The organism is Streptomyces sp. NPDC111516, assembly GCF_055635345.1.
Window position 1 is genome coordinate 1 of record NZ_JBVKBV010000049.1, and the last position, 18211, is coordinate 18211.

The following is an 18211-nucleotide window of genomic DNA, read 5'->3' on the forward strand; positions in this document are numbered from 1 at the left end:
AGCCCACAGGGGCTTGCTTGAGCCCGGTGCGTTCAACGGCGCACGCCGGGTTCTGAGGGGGCGGCGGCGCAGCAATGCGCCGCCGCTACCCGACCCACGATCCGCCCCGAGGGCATCGCCGAGCAGCTGCGGCTGCACCCGACGGTGAAAGCCGAGGTCGCCGAGGGCTACCGCGGTCTGGCCAACGAGTTTCGAGATCACAGCACCCCCGAGAAAGTTGAAGGACCTCGACAACGCGCCGGTGACCGAGCGGTATGGATGGTGCGAGATGCGACGTCGGCAGTCCTTCCGCCGGATCTGCGTCGAGCATGCCAACGCCGAACACGGGCAGTGGCAGCCGCTCCAGCGGTACACCGGACGCCGCGAGGACTACGGCGACACGCACCGGGCGATCGCCGGCCTGGTCTCCGACCGTGCCGCCAGGCGTGCCACCCGGCGTAGGCCGAGCACCGAACCCGTGCCCGTCAGCACGACGGCCTGCTGAATCAGCCATCAGCCGAACGCCCAGGCCAGCACGCTCCAACATCAATCGCGGGGCAGCCCGTTACTGACCCACGCTCCTGGCGAAGACCGCCAGCGGCCTTCTCTCCACCTGGGGAGAAGGGCGCCCCGGGCGGGCCGCATGCGTAGAGGCCGATGGCGGCCACGAGGGAGACGCCTACCGAGCCGCCCACGAACTCCTGGCGTCGAAGCTCGCACTCGGCCGCGAACGGCGCCGAGGCGAGGGCGCCCTCTCGGACGTTCATGAAGAAGCCTGGCACAGGGGTATGACAACGGTCGCCGCGCCGGGCCGCCCGCCAGGACGCGCGCCCGCAGCGCACGAGCCGCAGGCCTGGTGGGGCCCAGGGCAGGAACTCGCCCCCTGTCCTTGCGGGCCGGCCCGTCAGGGGCTGGCCCCGTCGAATCCGTGGCGCAGCGGCTCGTCCTTCGCCCGGAGGTCGAGTCGGTGGACGTACAGCGCATCGGCGAGCATGCCTTCCGGCATCGACGTCGCACGGCCAGGTGATCCGAACCACCGCGGGCCGGCTCGTGACCCGCATACGCAGCCCGTGTGCGCGGACGCGGGGCGTCCCGTCGGCACGAGGTCGAACTGGAGCAGGCGCCGCAGCGCCGCCTCGGCCGGCCCGGAGTCGAAGGCGGGTCTGTCGCGGGAGACGACTGCCGCGTCACCGGCAGGGGGCTCATTGCCGTGACGGAACTCGGCACGGTGACCAGTACGGCGAGAGCGGACGTACAGGCGACGATCCAGGATCTGAGGCTTCTCAAGGGTGACCTCGTCCGACGAAGGGATACGGGGCTTGCCCGGAACACGGTGCGGCACCGGGCCCTCCACGGGAACCGGCGGAGCCGACGCGGATGCGCACCGACCGCCTCGTGCCAGGGCGGCGCACCGGCACCGGCAGCACGGCGCGAGCATCGAAATCCATGAGGCTCAGCCATAGAAGAATGCGCTTTTATGACCCCCTGTGCAGGCCGCAGGATGGCTGCGAGCCGGCTTCCGGGGAGGAACGCATGACGTCAGCCATCGAATCGGGCCTGCTGCCCGGCACGTCCGAAATCCGTCCGGAAGGGCTGGCCGTCGGTGGCGTCCTGCTCACCGAACTGGCACGGCGTTTCGGAACACCCCTCTTCGTGTACGACGAGGAGCATCTGCGTCGGCGCTGCCGGGACGCGGTCGCCGCCTTCGGCCGGGACAACGTCGCCTACGCCTCCAAGGCGTTTCTGTGCACGGCCATGGCCCGGCTGGCCCACGAAGAGGGGCTGTTGCTCGATGTCGCCTCCGGTGGCGAGCTGCGGGTCGCGCTGCACGCCGGGGTGCCAGCCGATCGGATCGTCCTGCACGGCAACAACAAGGACGTGGCGGAGCTGCGCACGGCCATGTCCGCCCGGGTGCGGCACCTGGTGGTCGACAGCTTCGACGAGATGGACCGCATCGAGCGCCTGCACGCCGAGGAACACCTGCCGCCTGCCCGGATCCAGCTGCGGGTGGCGCCCGGAGTGGCCGCCGGCGCGCACGAGGCGATCCGGACCGGTGGCAACGACTCGAAGTTCGGCTTCGGCCTCGCCGGCGGAACCGCGGCGGCCGCCGTGCGCCGGGCCGTCGGTTCCCCGGCGATGATCCTGGAAGGCGTCCACGCGCATGTGGGCTCGCAGGTGCTGGACACGGCAGAACTCGCGGCCGGCGCCGCGGCCGTCGCCCGGTTCGCCGCCGACACTCGGATGCACCGGCTCACGGTCGGCGGCGGCCTCGGCGTCGCGTACGAGGCGGGACAGACCGCACCGTCGTTCGCCGAATGGGCGGCCCGGGTGCGGACCGCGGTACGCGACGCGGGCTGGGGCTCCTCGGTGACCGTGGAGCCCGGCCGTTCCATCGCCGCCCGCGCCGGGCTGACCCTCTACCGGGTGGGCACGATCAAGCGGATCGGGGGCGTGCGGACGTACGTCGGCGTGGACGGCGGGATGAGCGACAACCTGCGCCCCGCCCTGTACGGCAGCCGCTACGAGGTGTTCCTGCCGCGCAGCCCGCGCGCCCCCCGGCCCATGCGGGCACGGCTGGTCGGTAAGCACTGCGAGAGCGGTGATGTGATCGTCGACGCCGCCGCCCTGCCCGCCGACGTCGCGGTGGACGACCTCCTGGCCACGCCGGTCACCGGCGCCTACGGATACGCCATGGCCTCCAACTACAACAAGCTGCCGCGCCCCGCCGTCGTCTTCGTACGCGACGGCCGCGCCCGCACCGTGGTGCGCCGGGAGACCGAGGAGGACCTGCTGCGCCTGGACGTGGACGAGCCCGCCGGGTTCCCGGAGCCGACGGAGACGGTACGGTCCGGTGCCGGAGCGGCGCAGCGCGTCGGCACGGCCTAACCTGACTCGATGTTGAACAGTGCCCGACTGCTCGTCCTGCTGGAGATAGCCCGTACCGGCACCATCGTGGCCGCGGCCCAGGCGCTGCATCTGAGCCCCTCCGCGATCTCGCATCAGCTCGCCCGGCTGGAGCAGGAGCTCGGAGTGGCGTTGGTGGAACGTCAGCCGCAGAGCCTGCGGCTGACCGCGGCCGGGGTGCGACTGGCCGAGCACGCGCAGGCGGTCGCCGACCTGATGGCCGTGGCCCAGGACGACCTGCGGGCGCACTCCGAGGGCGAGGCCGGGGTCCTGCGGCTGGGCTTCTTCGCGTCCTCGGGCCTGGAGCTGCTGCCCCGGGCCCTGTCGGTGTTCGCGGCGAACCGGCCCCAGGTCGAGCTGGAACTGATCCTCGGGCAGCCGCACGAGCTGGTGCCCGACCTGGAGGCGGGCCGGCTCGACGCCGTGGTCGTCTTCGAACATCCGCTTGACCCCTGGTGCCGGCAGGCGACCGTGGACGTGGAGATGTTCTTCGACGAGCCGCAGCTGGTGGTCCTCCCCCTGCGGCACCGCCTCGGGCGGCACGCCGCGGTCCGGCTCGCCGCCCTGGAGGGGGAGAGCTGGATCGGTACGCACGGCGGCCACACCGGCGAACCGGTTCTGGAACGCGCGTGCGCGGCAGAGGGCTTCCGCCCCCGGGTCCGCTGCCGCAGTGATCATTACCAAGTCACGATCAACCTGGCTCGCGCGGGCATGGGCATCGCACTCGTCCCGGCCCTCGGGCTCGGCGACACCACCGGCGTGCATGTCTGCCGACTGGACCACCCCCGACTGCGCCGGCGCATCGGCGTCGCCACCCGGCCCACCAACCGCAACCCGCTGCTGCGGATCTTCCTCGCGAACCTGCGCTCGGCCGCCGAGGAGATCCGGTCGCTGCTGGAGGTGCAGTGGGCGTGACCGGCGCACCGGTCACGCCTCCCAAGGGCCGGTGTACGTGCCTCAGTCGGCGGTCCGGCGCCCGGCACAGGCCGCGAGGGTCCGCCCCACGTCCCGAATGGCATGCACGGCGGCCCGCTCGGTGCTCGGGCCCAGTGCCGTGTCCCAGAGCGCCACCACCGCGTATGCCAGTCGGCGCCTGCCGACGATGACACCGGCATCGGCACGGACTCCGGTGTCGGTGCCGGTCTTGTTGGCCACCAGAAGCCCGTCGCGCAGCCGCTCGGGAAAGCCCGGGGCGTACGGGTCGTGGTCGACCAGTGCGGGGACCAGGCCGTGGTCGGTGTTGGCACGCATCCAGCGCAGCAGCCGGGCGGAGGCCGCCGGGCAGCTCATGGTGCCGCGCACCGCGTGGGTCACCAGCCGCGCCAGGTCCCGAGCGGTACCGGTGGCGAAGACGGGCGGCACGTCCGGGCCCCGGACGTCGCGGACCTTGTCGTGCAGCGTGAGGTGATCGAGCCCGAGTTTCCGTGCGAGCCGGGCCGTGGACTCGCGCCCCACGAGGCGCAACAGTGCGTTGGTCGCGGTGTTGTCGCTCACCGAGGCCGTCAGCCAGGCCAGATCCTCGACGGTCCAGCCGCGCCCGCTCAGCCGGCGCAGCAGACCGGTACCCTCCGCCAAGTCCTCGTCGAGGACCTCCACTACACGGTCGGCGGGCATTTCCCCGGTGTCCAGCCGGTGCGCGACCTCGGCGAGCAGCAGCAGCTTCGAGGCGGACGCCACCGGCAGCACGGTGTGCTCGTCCACCCCCACCGTGCCGCCGCCGTCGATGTCGACGGCGGCGACGGCCAGGGTGAGCGGCAGCGCGGCCGAGCGCCGTGCCGCCGCGGCCACTTGGGCCAGACTCATCGGATTCTCACCACTTCTCCCGCCCGCGCCGAGGTCGGGCGGCCGTCTCTTGCCGCGACCCGCCCCGACACCACGACGGTATCGATGCCTTCGGGTGCCAGCAGGGGGCGGTCGAAGTCGGCGGTGTCGCGCACCGACGCCGGGTCGAGTACGACCAGATCGGCGACGGCGCCGTCGCGGACCTCGCCGCGGCCGGTGAGGCCGAACCGCCCTGCGGGCAGTCCGGTCATCTTGTGCACCGCACTCTCCAGCGGGAGCAGTTGCTCGTCGCGGGTGTAGCGGCCGAGCACCCGGGCGAAACTTCCCGCCCAACGCGGATGCGGCCGACCGGGTTTGGGGACGCCGTCCGAGCCGATCATCGACAGCGGGCTGGCGAGGACCCGGCGGACGTCGTCCTCGCGCATGGAATGGCTGATGATGGTCACTTCGCCCTGCTCGGCCAGCAGGAGATCGCACGCCTGGTCGACCGGATGGATGCCGCGCTCGGCTGCGAGGTCGGCGATGGTGCGCCCCTCGGCCTCGGGATGCGTCTGCGCGGAGGCCACCGAGATGAGGTCCCAGCCGCCGTTTCTCACGGTGTTCTCCCACCCCTCGACGCCCTGAGCGATGTCCGTCCTGATCCGGTCGCGCGTCTCGGGGCGGCGCAGCCGTTCCAGCAGGGCGCCGACGCCGCCCTCACTCGCCCACGGGGGCAGCATGGCGTGCAGGACGGTGCTTCCCGCCGTGTACGGATAGACGTCGCACAGCACGTCCACGCCTTCGGCGCGGGCCCGTTCCAGCCGGGGCAGGGTACGCAGTGTGGCGCCCCACGCGTGCCGGCCCGCGGTCTTGTGGTGGGAGATCTGCAGCGGGGCGCCGGAGCGCACCGCGATCTCCAGGGCCTCCTCCAGGGCGGACTCCACCTGCGACATCTCGTCGCGCAGATGGGTGACGTAGGGCTTGCCGTGCCGGGCGGCGACCCCGGCCAGCGCGACGATCTCCTCGGTGTCGGCATAGGTGCCGGGAGGATAGATCAGCCCGGTGGACAGACCGGCCGCCCCCTGGGCCAGCGCCCGGTCCAGCAGCGCGCACATGGCGTCCAGTTCGTCGGGCCGGGGCGGCCGGGCCTCGAAGCCCATCACTCCGGCGCGCAGCGTGCCGTGGCCGACCAGCGAGGCGATGTGGGTGTGGCGCAGAGCGGGGTCCTGTCCGGCGGCGAACGTGTCGAAGTCCACGGCGGGCTGCACCGGTCCGAGCCCGAACGTCACCCTGAGATGCTCGGCGAGTTCCGGCAGCCGCCCGGGGAGCGAGGGGAACAGGCTGGTCCCGCAGTTGCCGCAGATCTCCGTGGTGACGCCCTGGAGCAGCGGGGCGAGGCGGAGGCCGTCGATCGGCTCCGTGGCACCGCCGGCTCCGTGCGGCGCCGCGAGGGCGTCGGAGTGCGTGTGCACGTCGATGAAGCCGGGTGCGACGACCCGCCCGGTCACGTCCAGGGTCTCGGCGGCGGTGGCAGGGGCGCCGGCGGGGAGCACGGTGATCCGTCCGTCCACCACCGCGATGTCCGCTTCCCGGGCGGGTGCGCCGGTTCCGTCCACGAGCGTGCCGCCGCGCAGCAGCAGATCGAGGGGGCGGCCCATCACAGCACCGTCGACAGGAAGGCCCGCGTGCGGTCGTGCCGCGGGTCGGTGAACAACAGGTCGGGGCTCCCGGCCTCGACGACGGCGCCCCGGTCCATGAACAGGACCCGGTCGGCGACCTCGCGGGCGAAGCCCATCTCGTGGGTGACCACGACCATCGTCATGCCGCTGCGGGCCAGGTCGCGCATGACGCCGAGTACCTCGCCCACGAGTTCGGGATCGAGGGCGGAGGTGGGTTCGTCGAAGAGCATGAGGGCGGGTTCCATCGCCAGTGCGCGGGCGATCGCCACGCGCTGCTGCTGCCCGCCGGACAACTGCCCCGGGTAGTGGTCCGCCCGGTCGGCGAGACCGACGTCGGCCAGGAGCTTGCGGGCCTGCTTCTCGGCCTGCGCACGGGGCCGTCCCTTGACGGCGACCGGACCCTCCATCACGTTCTGTACCGCTGTGCGGTGCGGGAACAGGTGGAACCGCTGGAACACCATGCCGATCCGTTCGCGTTGGCGCCGCACGTCCCGGGCGCGCCGCTCGCGCAGCACCCGGCCGGACGGGCCGTGCTGTTCGTAGCCGACCAGCTCACCGTCCATCCACACCCGCCCCGCGTCGATCCGCTCAAGGTGGTTGAAGCAGCGCAGCAGCGTGGACTTCCCGGATCCGGAGGGGCCGATGACACAGAGCACCTCACCGCTGCGGACGTCGAGGTCGATGCCCTTCAGCACCTCGGTGTCACCGAATCGTTTGCGGACCCCGCGGGCCCTGAGGATCACGTCGTTCATGCCGCTGCTCCCTTCTTGGCGCGTCCGGGCAGGAGATTGGCCAGGATCCTGCTCCGCAGTACGGGAGCGGTACCGGGGCTGTAGCGTCGCTCGACGGCGTGCTGGCCGATGCTGGCGATCGTGGTGAGCACGAGATACCAGATCGAGGCCACCAGGAGCAGTGCGACCACTTCGAAGTTGGCGAGATAGAGGTGCTGGGAGACGGTCATCAGATCGGCGCCGGCGATGACCGAGACCAGCGAGGTCGTCTTGAGCATGGAGATGAACTGGTTGCCGAACGGCGGGATGATGACCCGCATCGCCTGCGGGAGGATGATCCGGGACAGGATCTGACGGTTCGACATCCCGATGGAGGCTCCGGCCTCGCGCTGGCCGGGATCCACGCTCTGAATGCCGGCCCGCACGATCTCGGCCATGTAGGCGCCCTCGTTGATGGAGAGACCGAGGAGCGCGGCCACGAACCCGGTGATCACCTGGTTGGACTGCCAGCTGATGAGTTTGGGGCCGTCGAACGGGATTCCGATGCTGATCACGGGGAACAGCAGGGCCAGGTTGAACCAGAAGATGAGCTGGACCAGCAGCGGGGTGCCCCGGAAGAACCACGTGTAGGCACCGGCGGTGAGACGCAGGACGGGGCTGTCGGACAGCTGCATCACCGCGACGACGACCCCGATGGCGATGCCGAGAGCCATGGAGACGAGGGTGAGCTGAATGGTCACCCCGAGGCCCTTGAGGATCACGCCGTCGAACTGGTACTTGGCGACGATGTCCCAGTGCAGATTGGGATTGACGATGACGGTGTAGGCGAGCCACACCGCGAACAGAGCGGCGGCGAGGACCGCGAGCCAGCGCCCGGGACGCGGGCGTCCGGTCACCTGGAGGGAGAGGTCGTCCTCCTGCGGCGCCCCGTCGCGGGGGGCGGCATCCGGCGCCCCGCCGAGGGCGGCGCCGGGTATTTTCTGGCGGTTCATGTCTGTTCTCACTGCCCGTCGTTGACGGTGGCCTCGGGCACGGCGCTGTCGCCGACTTTCCAGGTGTCGAGGATCTTCTTGTAGTCGCCGTTGTCGATGAGTTCCTGCAGGGCCTTGCGGACGGCGTCGCGCAGTCCGCCCTGGCTCTTCGCGGACGCGATGCCCCAGGGGGCGGTGCCGTACTGCTCCGGCAGGACCTCGTAGGCGCTGCTCTTCTTGGTGAACATCTTGGCGACGGGATAGTCGACGATGGTCGCGACCGCGCGTCCGCTGTCCAGTTGCAGCAGCCCGGTCGGTGCGTCCTCGCTCTGCGAGATCCGCATCTTCTCCTGGCACTTGGCGTTCTGTTCCTCGCCGATGTGGAGGTTGGAGCTGCCCTTGGCGAGGACGACGGTCTTCCCGCAGAGGTCCGCGAGGGACTCGATGCCCTGCGGGTTGCCCTGCTTCGTCATGATGACGCCGCCGGTGCGGAAGTAGTCGACGAAGTCGACCGCCTGGCGCCGCTGTGCACTGTCGGTCATGGACGACATGACCAGGTCGAACCGTCCGGACTCCAGACCGGGGATCAGTCCGTCGAAGGCGGCATTGGTGAGTTCCAGCTTCAGCTTGAGCCGCTCGGCGACTGCCTTGGCCAGATCGGGGTCGACACCGGTGAGCCGGGTGGTGCCGGGCTCGTACATCTCCATCGGCGGGTAGCCGACCGCGGTGGCCACCCGGAGCACACCCTTCTGCCGGTACTGAGCGGGCAGCAGCTCGGCCGCGGTCCGGCCGGAGGCGGCCTGTGGCTCGGCTCCGGACGGGGCCTCGCCCTGACCGGAGCGCCCACAGGCGGTGGCCGCGAGGGCCACCACGGCCAGGGCTGCCAGACAGCGCAGAGAATGGGGACGATTCATCGGATTCTCCCTCACGGGGTGGCGGTGCGCCGATGCTGGCAGTCGCGCCCCGGTGAATGGAAGATGATGAAGCTATTCATGCCTGAGCATCGAAATCTGTACGGGTCCGCGTCCGACGGCTGAGCGAGGACCCTCAACGGGAATGCGACACCGCATGCGAAGCGAACCTGGGAAAGAGGACGCCAGGAGGCGTCGGGATCGTGTAAAGGGCGAGTTCCCGGAGGGTTACCGGCGGATCGCCGGTACGTGACCGCACCGCTGTGGGCTCCGTGGCGGGCGGGGGTTTAGGTTGGCGGGGAAAAGCCTTCGGGCAGCCGGACTCGCGATGGGGGCGAGCATGACCATGCTAAAAGGCGCCAACGTTCTGGTGGCGGCTCGTGCCGTGCGGGTCGAATTGGGGTGGCGCACCTCCCCGGGCTCGCCGGACGTGGATGGCTCGGCGCTCCTTCTCGTGTCGGGAAAGGTGCGCGGCGACGCCGACTTCGTTTTTTACAACCAGCCCTCCCACGCATCCGGCGCGGTACGCCACGAAGGCAAGCGAACCGCCGGTGACGTGGTGACGGACAGCCTCGCCGTCGACCTGGCGCGCGTCGAGCCGGCCATCGACCGCGTGGTCCTGGCCGCCTCCGCGGACGGGGGCACCTTCGGGCAGGTGACGGGGCTGTACGTACGGATCACGGACATGGCGGACGGCTCGGAGATCGCCCGCTTCGACAGCGCGGACGCGACGGTCGAGACCGCGTTCATTCTCGGCGAGCTCTACCGGCGCCAGGGCGCCTGGAAATTCCGTGCCGTCGGCCAGGGGTACGACACCGGTCTCGAAGGTCTCGCGACGGACTTCGGTATTTCCGTCGATGAACCACAGCGGCCCCAGCCGTATCAACAGCCCCCGTCGCCTCAACAGCCCCAGCACGGAACGCGGGTTGACCATCTGCCACCGCCCGCACCGCTGTTTCCGCCCGCACCTCCGGCCCCTTCCGTGCCTCCCGCCGCCCCGCCCGTCCGGCTCTCCAAGGTGACTCTCACCAAGGACGCGCCATCGGTCTCCCTCGCCAAACAGGGCGGCACTTCGGGAGCCCTCCGGGTCAATCTCAACTGGGAAGTGCGCAAACAGTTCAAGGGCTGGGGAAGCAAACTCGGCAGAGCGGTCGCCGACCACGCGGACCTCGATCTTGATCTCTGCGCCCTCTACGAACTCACCGACGGCCGCAAGGGAGTCGTACAGGCGCTCGGAAACGCGTTCGGCGCGCTCCGGCAGCCCCCATATATCCATCTCGACGGCGACGACCGCACCGGCGCCGTGGCCACCGGTGAGAACCTCACCGTCAACCTCGACCAGAAGGACAAGCTCCGCCGCGTCCTGATCTTCGTCACCATCTACGAAGGTGCCCGGAGTTTCGCCGATCTCCATGCCACCGTCACCCTCCAGCCGCAGCACGGCGCCCCGATCGACTTCTCGCTCGACGAATGCACCGTCCCGTCCACCGTCTGCGCGCTCGCGCTCCTCACCAACAACGGGGGAGGGGACCTCACGGTGCAGCGCGAGGCCCGCTATCTCGTACCCGAGCGAGGAGTGAGCCCGCAGCGCACCATCGACTACGCCTACGGATGGGGCATGAACTGGACACCCGGCCGTAAATGACCCCCCGGGGGTCCGGCTGTCACTGCGGTCATCGGCCCCCGCCGGCTCCGCTCACCGGTCCGGCGCGGCCTCGGGTCGGGCGTAGGTACGTCCCTTCCAGGCCGCGCCCCGCCCCCGGTGGTGCTGCACCGCCGAATCGACCGTCATCAGCAGATACAGCACAGCGGTGAACGGCAGCAGCGGCGCCAGCCACAGCGACTGCCGGTAGTAACCCAGCATCGGCATGTACGTCCCGGCCATCAACGCCCACGCCAACCCGCCGGCCCACGCCGCCACCGGAGCGCCGCCCAGCAGCCCCGCGACGAGCGTGACCGGAGGCGCGAGATAGACCAGCGCGAGCCCCAGCACCGTCCCGAGGAGCAGCGGCGCACTGTGCCGCAACTGGGCGTACGCGCTCCGCGACACCATCCGCCACAGATCCGCCAGGCGCGGATACGGCCGCACGCTGTCCACCCGCTCCGCGAGTCCCAGCCAGATCCGCCCGCCGCTGCGCTGCACCGCCCGCGCCAGCGAGACGTCGTCGATCACCGCCTGCCGGATCGACTCCGGCACCCGCGCCCGCTCCGCCGCCCCGGTCCGCAGGAGTACACATCCGCCCGCCGCAGCGGCTGTCCGCGCCCCCGCCCGGTTCACCCACCGGAACGGATAGAGCTGCGAGAAGAAATACACGAAGGCCGGCACGACCAGCCGCTCCCAGACGCTCGACACCCGCAGCCGGGCCATCTGCGAGACCAGGTCGAACCCGCCCGGCACGGCGGCGGCGACCAGCTCCCGCAGGCTGTCCGGCTCATGCGCGATATCGGCGTCCGTCAGCAGCAGATACTCCGGCTCCCGGGCCCGGGCCAGCGAGATCCCGTACCGCACGGCCCAGAGCTTGCCCGTCCAGCCCGGCTCCGGCTCACCGGGCGACGCCACCGTCACCGGCAGGCCCCCGTACCGTACGGACAGCGCACGGGCGACGTCCCCGGTGCCGTCCACGCTGCCGTCGTCCACGAGGAAGATCTCCGCGCCCCCCGGATAGTCCTGCGCCATCAGTGACGGCAGACTCACCGGCAGCATGTCGGCCTCGTCACGCGCGGGCACGACGATCGCCACGGAAGGCCAGTGATCCAGTGCCTCCCGGCGCGGCAGCCGCTGGTCGGTCCGCCAGAAGAACCCCTGTCCCAGCAGCAGCCACACCCATGCGGCAAGCGAACCCACGGCGATCCAGGCAACGGCACTCATCCGCCGCAGTCTGCCCCACCATGACGGAAGCGCAAGGGCGGTCGACTATGGTGACCGGGTGAAGATCGCGCTCATGGACTCCGGAATCGGCCTGCTCGCGGCCGCCGCCGCGGTGCGCAGGCTGAGGCCCGACGCCGATCTGGTGCTCTCCTCGGACCCCGGCAGCATGCCCTGGGGGCCGCGTACCCCCGAGGACCTGACCGCCCGCGCGCTGGACGTGGCCCGGGCGGCCGCCGCCCAACGGCCCGACGCACTGATCGTCGCCTGCAATACGGCCTCCGTGCACGCCCTGTCGACGCTCCGCGCCGAGCTGGAACCCGCGCTGCCGGTCATCGGCACCGTTCCCGCCATCAAGCCGTCCGTCGCCGGTGGCGGCCCCGTCGCGATCTGGGCCACGCCCGCCACCACCGGCAGCCCGTACCAGCGCGGACTCATCCGGGACTTCGCCCGCTCCGTCGCCGTCACCGAGGTCCCGTGTCCGGGTCTCGCCGACGCCGTGGAGCACGCGGACGAGCCGGCGATCGACCGGGCCATCGCCGCGGCCGCCGCGCTCACCCCGCGCGACGTGCGGGCCGTGGTCCTGGGCTGCACCCACTACGAACTGGTCGCCGAACGGATCCGCGCGGCCGTGCGGCAGCCCGGTCTGCCGCCCGTCGTGCTGCACGGTTCCGCCGGTGCCGTCGCCGCCCAGGCGCTGCGCCGAACCGGGGTGGCAACCGCTCCGTCGGCCGAACCGGCCGGAGGTCTCACCGTGCTCCTCGGCGGCCGCACCGCCGACCTGCCGGAAGCCGCTCTGGCCTACGCCGAAGGGCAACTGCTGGAGGCCGTCAGCACCGCCCGCTGACCCTGCGCGGGGCCACCGGACCCATGCCCGGCGTGCGGGTTCTTGAGTACGCTGCTTGACATGAGGGACCACCCCCGAAAACCGAGGCCCCCCGGAGCCGGCCCGCGCTCCGACGTATGGATCGGCAGGGCCTCCAACCGGGCCCAGTGGGTGCTCGCCGCCGGGGGAGCCGCCTGCCTGGCGCTCGGCGTCCAGCTGGCCGTCACCTCCAACTGGACGTCCGCAATCGCCCCGCTGCTGATGTCCGTGATCGGCTGCGTCGCCGCCGGACTGCTCATGCTGTTCGGCACCCTCGCCTTCGTGAACGTGGCCGTCAGGGTCGACGGGGACGCCCTCGAAGTGCGCTGCGGACACATGGGCCTCCCGCGCCGCCGCATTCTGCTGACCCAGGTCGTGGGCGCGGAGTTCGTACCCCAGGTCAACCCGCGCCAGTGGGGCGGCTGGGGCTACCGCTGGCGCCCCGAGCAGGGCACGGCCGTGGTGGTCCGCAGGGGCGAGGGCCTGGTGCTCCGGCTCGGTGACGGCCGGACGTTCACCATCACGGTCGACGACGCGGAGACGGGCGTAAGGTTCATCCGCGAGCGCCTGCACCTTTCGACGAGCGGTGCGCCGGCGGGAGCCTGATCCACGACAGGGCCCGTGGCCTCCGGGGCCCGGGAACGGCTCGGAGCGGGGTGTGGTCCGTCGACCGGGTTCGCTCGGCCGTGCCGAGGGGGCCGTCGTAGGCCCCACCGACTGCATCGGGTTCCTCAGGCATTGCCGACGCTCGCCGGCATCGCGTGTGCGGTGAGCGCGGCGTCGGCTGTCAGGACGACGGTCGTGGTGCGGGGCCGACCGCCACAGCACGCGCAGCAGCCGGCCGAAGGCCGACCCCAGCAGCACCCCCGGGCGGACACGGGAACGGCAGGGGCCCGTATCTGTGCGGGAAAGTGACGAAACGATCCGGCACGAAGGGTTCCGTCACCCCCGGAGGGGCTGCCCGGCGCACAGCCGGCCACCGTAGACTCCGCCGGGTGAGCGCCACCATCACCTCAGTCGACGACCCGCAACAGCCCGCAGTCGCCCCCGCGTCAGGGGGGCGACGGCCGGTGCAGCGGCTCGTACGGCCCGCCGCCGCCGTGATCGCGGGAGTACTGCTGTACCTGAGCTTCCCGCCGCGACCCCTGTGGTGGCTGGTTCTGCCCGGTTTCGCCCTGCTCGGCTGGGTGCTGCACGAACGCAGACTGCGCGCCGGATTCGGCCTCGGCCTCCTCGCCGGGCTCGGTTTCATGCTGCCGCTGCTCTACTGGACGGGCGAGGAGGTCGGTCCGGTGCCGTGGCTGGCGCTCGCCACGGCCGAGGCGCTGTTCATCGCGGTCGGCTGCATCGGGATCGCCGCCGTCTCCCGGCTCGCCTGGTGGCCGGTGTGGGCCGCCGCGGTCTGGGCCCTCGACGAGGGGATCCGGGCCAGGGTGCCGTTCGGCGGCTTTCCCTGGGGGAAGATCGCCTTCGGTCAGGCGGACAGCGTGTTCCTGCCGCTCGCGGCCGTGGGGGGCACACCGCTGCTCTCCTTCGCGGTGGTCCTGTGCGGCTTCGGGCTCGGTGAAGCGGTACGCCGGTTCCGTATCTACCGCAGGACGGGCGAGGTGCCCCGGGGCGCGGTCGTCGCGGCAGCCGCCAGCGTCCTCGTACCCGTCGCCGCCGCTTTCGCCGCCCTGCCGCTCGTGGACGACTCGCCCGAGGACGGCACCGCGACCGTCGCCGCGATCCAGGGCAATGTGCCGCAGCTCGGACTCGACTTCAACGCCCAGCGCCGCGCTGTCCTCGACAACCATGTGAGCCGCACGGAACAGCTCGCCCAGGAGGTGAAGGCGGGCAAGGTGCCTCAGCCCGACTTCGTCCTGTGGCCGGAGAACTCCTCCGACCTCGACCCCTACCGGAACGCCGATGCCCGGATCGTGATCGACGACGCGGTGAAGGCGATCGGCGTACCTACCGTGATCGGGGCGGTGGTCGAGCCCGACACCGGCAAGCTGCGCAACACCCTCATCCAGTGGGATCCGAAGAAGGGGCCCGTCAGCACGTACGACAAGCGGCACATCCAGCCCTTCGGCGAATACATCCCGATGCGCTCCTTCGTACGCCTCTTCAGCTCCGACGTGGACCGTGTGCAGCGGGACTTCGGCCCCGGAAAGAAGGTCGGCGTCTTCGACCTGGCGGGTACGAATGTGGGGCTCGTGACCTGTTACGAGGCGGCGTTCGACGACGCCGTACGGGACACGGTCGAGCATGGCAGCCAACTGATCGCCGTACCCAGCAACAACGCCACCTTCGGGCGCAGTGAGATGACCTATCAGCAGCTCGCCATGTCCAGGGTGCGGGCGGTCGAGCACAGCAGGTCCGTCGTCGTCCCCGTCACCAGCGGGGTCAGCGCGGTCATCCGTCCCGACGGGACGATCGTCCAGCAGACGAAGCTGTTCACCCCGGACGCGCTCGTGGACAAGGTGCCGCTGAGGTCCTCGCTGACGCCCGCGACCCGGATGGGCACGCTCCCCGAGGGAGTCCTCGCCCTGCTCGCCGTGGTGGGTCTCGGCTGGGTCACCGCCCGTTCGGTACGGGCCCGGCGCAGCCGCTGACCGACTCGCGCGCCACGTAGGGTCGGGCCCATGACTACTCCTGATTTCATCCGCGAGATCCGCGCCACCGCGGGCCAACAGCTGCTCCTGCTGCCGGGCGTCACCGCCGTGGTCTTCGACGACGAGGGCCGCGTGCTCCTCGGACGGCGTTCCGACACCGGCAAGTGGGCGATCATCGGCGGCATCTGCGAGCCGGGTGAGCAGCCGGCGGCGACGGCGGAGCGCGAGGTGTACGAAGAGACCGCCGTGCGCTGTGTGGCGGAGCGGGTGGTCCTCACCCAGGCACTGGCACCGGTGCAGTACGCCAACGGCGACCGTTGCCAGTATCTGGACGTCACCTTCCGCTGCCGGGCGACCGGCGGCGAGGCCCGGGTCAACGACGACGAGTCGCTGGAGGTGGCCTGGTTCCCGGTGGACGCGCTGCCGCCGTTGAACGAGTTCTCGCTCTTCAGGATCAAGCAGTCCCTGACCGACGAACCCACCTGGTTCGAACCCACCGTCCAGCAGTGACGACCCGTGCTCGCCGGACGGGGCCCGGTACCTCCGGCCCCGTCCGGCGCACGCGACTCAGACGGTACGGGCGTCGGTCGCCGCCACCGCGGGTGCGGCCGGCTCCGCGCCGGTCCCCTCGATGTCCGCGAGATCCCGGTCCCTGGTCTCCCGGGCGCAGACGACCGCGACCACGGTGATGAGCGCCGCCGCGATGACGTACAGCGAGATGGGCACGGAACTGTCGAAGTCCGCGAGCAGCGCGGTGGCGATCAGCGGCGCCGGAGCACCGGCCGCGACCGACGAGAACTGCGCCCCGATCGACGCGCCCGAGTACCGCATCCGGGTCGCGAACATCTCCGAGAAGAAGGCCGCCTGGGGCGCGTACATCGCACCGTGGAAGATGAGCCCGACGGTGACGGCGAGCAGCAGACTTCCGAAGCTCCGGGTGTCGATCAGCGCGAAGAACGGGAACATCCACAGCCCCACGCCGATCGCACCGACCAGGTAGACGGGCCTGCGCCCGAACCGGTCGGACAGCGCGCCCCACATCGGAATGACCGCGAAGTGGACGGCCGAGGCGATGAGCACCGCGTTGAGGGCCGTCTGCTTGTCCAGGTCCGCTGCCGTGGTCGCGTAGACGAGGATGAACGCCGTGATGACGTAGTAGCTGATGTTCTCCGCCATCCGGGCGCCCATGGCGATCAGCACATCGCGCCAGTGGTGCCGCAGCACGGCGACGAGCGGCATCTTCTCGGCGACCGCGGCGGCCGCCTTGCGCTCCTCGGCCTGCGCCAGAGCGGCCTTGAACACCGGCGATTCATCGACAGAGAGACGAATCCACAAGCCGATGATCACCAGGACACCGGAGAGCAGGAACGGTATGCGCCAGCCCCATGACCCGAAGGCCGAGTCCGACATCAGCGCGGTGAGCGCGGAGAGCACCCCGGTGGCGAGCAACTGCCCGGCCGGCGCCCCCGTCTGTGGCCAGGACGCCCAGAACCCGCGCCGCTTGGCGTCCCCGTGCTCCGACACCAGCAGCACGGCCCCACCCCACTCACCACCGAGGGCGAAGCCCTGCACCAGACGCAGGACGGTGAGCAGCACGGGGGCGGCGGCCCCGACCGTGGCATGGGTAGGCAACAGCCCGATGGCGAACGTCGCTCCGCCCATCATCAGCAGACTGAGCACCAGCAGCTTCTTGCGGCCGAGCCGGTCGCCGTAGTGCCCGAACACCAGAGCACCGAGCGGCCGGGCGGCGAAGCCGACCGCGTAGGTGAGGAAGGAGAGCAGAGTGCCGACGAGCGGTTCGGACTCGGGGAAGAACAGCTTGTTGAAGACCAGCGCGGCAGCTGACCCGTACAGGAAGAAGTCGTACCACTCGATCGTGGTCCCGATGAGACTTGCGGCGACGATGCGTTTGAGCGAGCGGGTGGTCGGCGGGGCGGATGCCGAGGCAGCCATGAACACCACTTCCGGACAGTTGGCGGGGACGGGTTCGTGTCGCCACACCGTAGGAATGGGCAGGTCAGAGGCACATGTGGCGGGACACCATAGTTCTCGGGCCGGGTGTGCGCGGGGCCACTATGACAGGCACGTCGAGACTGCTTCGAGGACCGTATTGAAGGCCGGCGGGCGCCTGTCAGGATTGCACTATTAGGCATGGTTTATTGCCCTGGTGCTGACTCCCGTGCTGGTTTGGTGCTGACCTGAAACCGCATGTCAGCACCCCTGATCACCTGTCCCGTGCTGACTTGGTGCTGACTACGCAGCGTTGAACTTCGGCATTCGGGGCGGATCGGGCGGGTAGTGTTCTCTCCTTCCGCGTGCCTGCGGTCAGGCCTGGCGGGTTTCTGCGGAGCCGGCCATGGTTGGTGGCACGTGGTCCCGCACCGGCAGGCCCCCGCACCGTGAAACCCATACATAGGCGGCCGGATAAACCCACGCGACCACACCCATGCCCCGCCAACCGCCGCTTCACCACCATCGACCCGGAACCCTCCACGGCCGGAACGCCCAACTCCTCGCCGTACGCCTATGTCAACAACGCCCCCCAACCAGTCCGCTGGGCATCTCCGGCTCGGGGGACCCAGCATGGTGCAGGCCGACGGAGGGGTGTGTCGTCCGAGTGCTGCAGCAATGCCGCACCACTGCCGAACACGACTGGCTACGCTGGGCGTTTCGGCAGGCGTTGTCACGTTGGCGAGGATGTGATCGCTTGACGGCATGTCAGGGTGTCGTGGGGATCGGCGGGGCTGGTCTCAGGCCCCCGCTGGCAGGCCGGTGCTGCCGGTGATCTGGTCCCAGATCGCGAAGCGGATGGTCATCTCGAGGCGGTGTTCGGCGGCGCTCATGAGGTGGCACCGGGGCCGGAAGTGGGGTGAGATGCCGCTGATCGCGGCCAGGAACCGCTGCGCTCCGCCGACGCTGCGGAAGCCCTTCATGGCGCGCTCGCGCT

Annotated in this window: 16 protein-coding genes and 1 pseudogene; 8 read left to right on the forward strand and 9 right to left on the reverse strand. The window is 70.8% G+C overall.

The annotated features are described in order from the left end of the window. Positions 1-268: 268 nt before the first annotated feature. Positions 269-484: a hypothetical protein gene (locus ACZ7L9_RS37230; RefSeq protein WP_471421951.1), complete on the forward strand. Its 216-nt coding sequence runs from the start codon at positions 269-271 to the stop codon at positions 482-484. Positions 485-883: 399 nt separating this feature from the next. Here the strand turns inward: ACZ7L9_RS37230 and ACZ7L9_RS37235 are convergent, their stop codons facing one another. After that, positions 884-1321 (reverse strand): hypothetical protein, encoded by a 438-nt coding sequence (locus tag ACZ7L9_RS37235; RefSeq protein WP_471421952.1) that lies wholly within the window; start codon positions 1319-1321, stop codon positions 884-886. A gap of 191 nt (positions 1322-1512) precedes the next feature. Here ACZ7L9_RS37235 and lysA point away from each other — a divergent pair, with 191 nt between their 5' ends. Continuing rightward, positions 1513-2865, forward strand: a complete 1353-nt coding sequence (gene lysA, locus ACZ7L9_RS37240) for a diaminopimelate decarboxylase (protein ID WP_471421953.1) — start codon at positions 1513-1515, stop codon at positions 2863-2865. 9 nt (positions 2866-2874) lie between these two features. Beyond that, a complete protein-coding gene (locus tag ACZ7L9_RS37245) occupies positions 2875-3798 on the forward strand; it encodes a LysR family transcriptional regulator (protein WP_471421954.1) in 924 nt (307 codons plus the stop codon). A gap of 42 nt (positions 3799-3840) precedes the next feature. Here the strand turns inward: ACZ7L9_RS37245 and ACZ7L9_RS37250 are convergent, their stop codons facing one another. The 5 genes from ACZ7L9_RS37250 to ACZ7L9_RS37270 are packed head-to-tail and all read right to left on the reverse strand — an operon-like array spanning position 3841 to position 8939. Next, positions 3841-4686, reverse strand: a complete 846-nt coding sequence (locus ACZ7L9_RS37250) for a serine hydrolase (RefSeq protein WP_471421955.1) — start codon at positions 4684-4686, stop codon at positions 3841-3843. Then, entirely contained in the window at positions 4683-6302 is a 1620-nt protein-coding gene (locus tag ACZ7L9_RS37255) for an N-acyl-D-amino-acid deacylase family protein (protein WP_471421956.1), read from the reverse strand. The genes ACZ7L9_RS37250 and ACZ7L9_RS37255 overlap by 4 nt, the downstream gene beginning before the upstream one ends. Then, positions 6302-7075 carry an amino acid ABC transporter ATP-binding protein gene (locus tag ACZ7L9_RS37260; RefSeq protein WP_266430867.1) on the reverse strand — a complete coding sequence of 258 codons (774 nt, stop codon included), beginning with the start codon at positions 7073-7075 and terminating at the stop codon, positions 6302-6304. The genes ACZ7L9_RS37255 and ACZ7L9_RS37260 overlap by 1 nt, the downstream gene beginning before the upstream one ends. Beyond that, complete coding sequence (locus ACZ7L9_RS37265; protein ID WP_471421957.1) at positions 7072-8046, reverse strand: amino acid ABC transporter permease; 975 nt, start codon at positions 8044-8046, stop codon at positions 7072-7074. The genes ACZ7L9_RS37260 and ACZ7L9_RS37265 overlap by 4 nt, the downstream gene beginning before the upstream one ends. Positions 8047-8054: 8 nt before the next feature. Then, positions 8055-8939, reverse strand: coding sequence for an ABC transporter substrate-binding protein (locus tag ACZ7L9_RS37270; protein WP_471421958.1), 885 nt, complete (start codon positions 8937-8939; stop codon positions 8055-8057). 325 nt (positions 8940-9264) lie between these two features. On the opposite strand from ACZ7L9_RS37270, the gene ACZ7L9_RS37275 reads away from it, so the two are divergent. After that, positions 9265-10581 carry a TerD family protein gene (locus ACZ7L9_RS37275; protein ID WP_471421959.1) on the forward strand — a complete coding sequence of 439 codons (1317 nt, stop codon included), beginning with the start codon at positions 9265-9267 and terminating at the stop codon, positions 10579-10581. Positions 10582-10632: 51 nt separating this feature from the next. Here ACZ7L9_RS37275 and ACZ7L9_RS37280 read toward each other — a convergent pair whose 3' ends face one another. After that, positions 10633-11805, reverse strand: a complete 1173-nt coding sequence (locus ACZ7L9_RS37280) for a glycosyltransferase (RefSeq protein ID WP_471421960.1) — start codon at positions 11803-11805, stop codon at positions 10633-10635. A 58-nt stretch (positions 11806-11863) separates the two neighbouring features. Here ACZ7L9_RS37280 and ACZ7L9_RS37285 point away from each other — a divergent pair, with 58 nt between their 5' ends. The 4 genes from ACZ7L9_RS37285 to ACZ7L9_RS37300 all read left to right on the forward strand — a co-directional run bounded on the left by ACZ7L9_RS37285 (position 11864) and on the right by ACZ7L9_RS37300 (position 15774). Next, complete coding sequence (locus ACZ7L9_RS37285) at positions 11864-12649, forward strand: glutamate racemase (protein WP_471421961.1); 786 nt, start codon at positions 11864-11866, stop codon at positions 12647-12649. Between the two features lie 60 nt (positions 12650-12709). Further along, the gene (locus tag ACZ7L9_RS37290) at positions 12710-13273 is read left to right on the forward strand and encodes a hypothetical protein (RefSeq protein ID WP_471421962.1); all 564 of its coding nucleotides are present in this window, start codon (positions 12710-12712) and stop codon (positions 13271-13273) included. A gap of 389 nt (positions 13274-13662) precedes the next feature. Beyond that, positions 13663-15264, forward strand: coding sequence for an apolipoprotein N-acyltransferase (gene lnt / locus ACZ7L9_RS37295; protein ID WP_471421963.1), 1602 nt, complete (start codon positions 13663-13665; stop codon positions 15262-15264). Between the two features lie 30 nt (positions 15265-15294). After that, positions 15295-15774 carry an NUDIX hydrolase gene (locus tag ACZ7L9_RS37300; RefSeq protein ID WP_471421964.1) on the forward strand — a complete coding sequence of 160 codons (480 nt, stop codon included), beginning with the start codon at positions 15295-15297 and terminating at the stop codon, positions 15772-15774. Positions 15775-15831: 57 nt separating this feature from the next. On the opposite strand, the gene ACZ7L9_RS37305 is transcribed toward ACZ7L9_RS37300, so the two are convergent. Both ACZ7L9_RS37305 and ACZ7L9_RS37310 read right to left on the reverse strand, forming a co-directional pair. Then, complete coding sequence (locus tag ACZ7L9_RS37305; RefSeq protein ID WP_471421965.1) at positions 15832-17217, reverse strand: MFS transporter; 1386 nt, start codon at positions 17215-17217, stop codon at positions 15832-15834. A 797-nt stretch (positions 17218-18014) separates the two neighbouring features. Then, positions 18015-18211: pseudogene (locus ACZ7L9_RS37310) on the reverse strand (IS6 family transposase); the annotation flags it as partial.

What these genes read in the sequence shown, in the direction of transcription:
- ACZ7L9_RS37270 (WP_471421958.1), bottom strand. Translation starts at nt 8,939, where the DNA reads ATGAATCGTCCCCATTCTCTGCGCTGTCTGGCAGCCCTGGCCGTGGTG.
- ACZ7L9_RS37245 (WP_471421954.1), top strand. Translation starts at nt 2,875, where the DNA reads ATGTTGAACAGTGCCCGACTGCTCGTCCTGCTGGAGATAGCCCGTACC.
- ACZ7L9_RS37255 (WP_471421956.1), bottom strand. Translation starts at nt 6,302, where the DNA reads ATGGGCCGCCCCCTCGATCTGCTGCTGCGCGGCGGCACGCTCGTGGAC.
- ACZ7L9_RS37260 (WP_266430867.1), bottom strand. Translation starts at nt 7,075, where the DNA reads ATGAACGACGTGATCCTCAGGGCCCGCGGGGTCCGCAAACGATTCGGT.
- ACZ7L9_RS37280 (WP_471421960.1), bottom strand. Translation starts at nt 11,805, where the DNA reads ATGAGTGCCGTTGCCTGGATCGCCGTGGGTTCGCTTGCCGCATGGGTG.
- ACZ7L9_RS37290 (WP_471421962.1), top strand. Translation starts at nt 12,710, where the DNA reads ATGAGGGACCACCCCCGAAAACCGAGGCCCCCCGGAGCCGGCCCGCGC.
- ACZ7L9_RS37305 (WP_471421965.1), bottom strand. Translation starts at nt 17,217, where the DNA reads ATGGCTGCCTCGGCATCCGCCCCGCCGACCACCCGCTCGCTCAAACGC.
- ACZ7L9_RS37230 (WP_471421951.1), top strand. Translation starts at nt 269, where the DNA reads ATGCGACGTCGGCAGTCCTTCCGCCGGATCTGCGTCGAGCATGCCAAC.
- ACZ7L9_RS37300 (WP_471421964.1), top strand. Translation starts at nt 15,295, where the DNA reads ATGACTACTCCTGATTTCATCCGCGAGATCCGCGCCACCGCGGGCCAA.
- ACZ7L9_RS37250 (WP_471421955.1), bottom strand. Translation starts at nt 4,686, where the DNA reads ATGAGTCTGGCCCAAGTGGCCGCGGCGGCACGGCGCTCGGCCGCGCTG.
- lysA (WP_471421953.1), top strand. Translation starts at nt 1,513, where the DNA reads ATGACGTCAGCCATCGAATCGGGCCTGCTGCCCGGCACGTCCGAAATC.
- ACZ7L9_RS37265 (WP_471421957.1), bottom strand. Translation starts at nt 8,046, where the DNA reads ATGAACCGCCAGAAAATACCCGGCGCCGCCCTCGGCGGGGCGCCGGAT.
- ACZ7L9_RS37275 (WP_471421959.1), top strand. Translation starts at nt 9,265, where the DNA reads ATGGGGGCGAGCATGACCATGCTAAAAGGCGCCAACGTTCTGGTGGCG.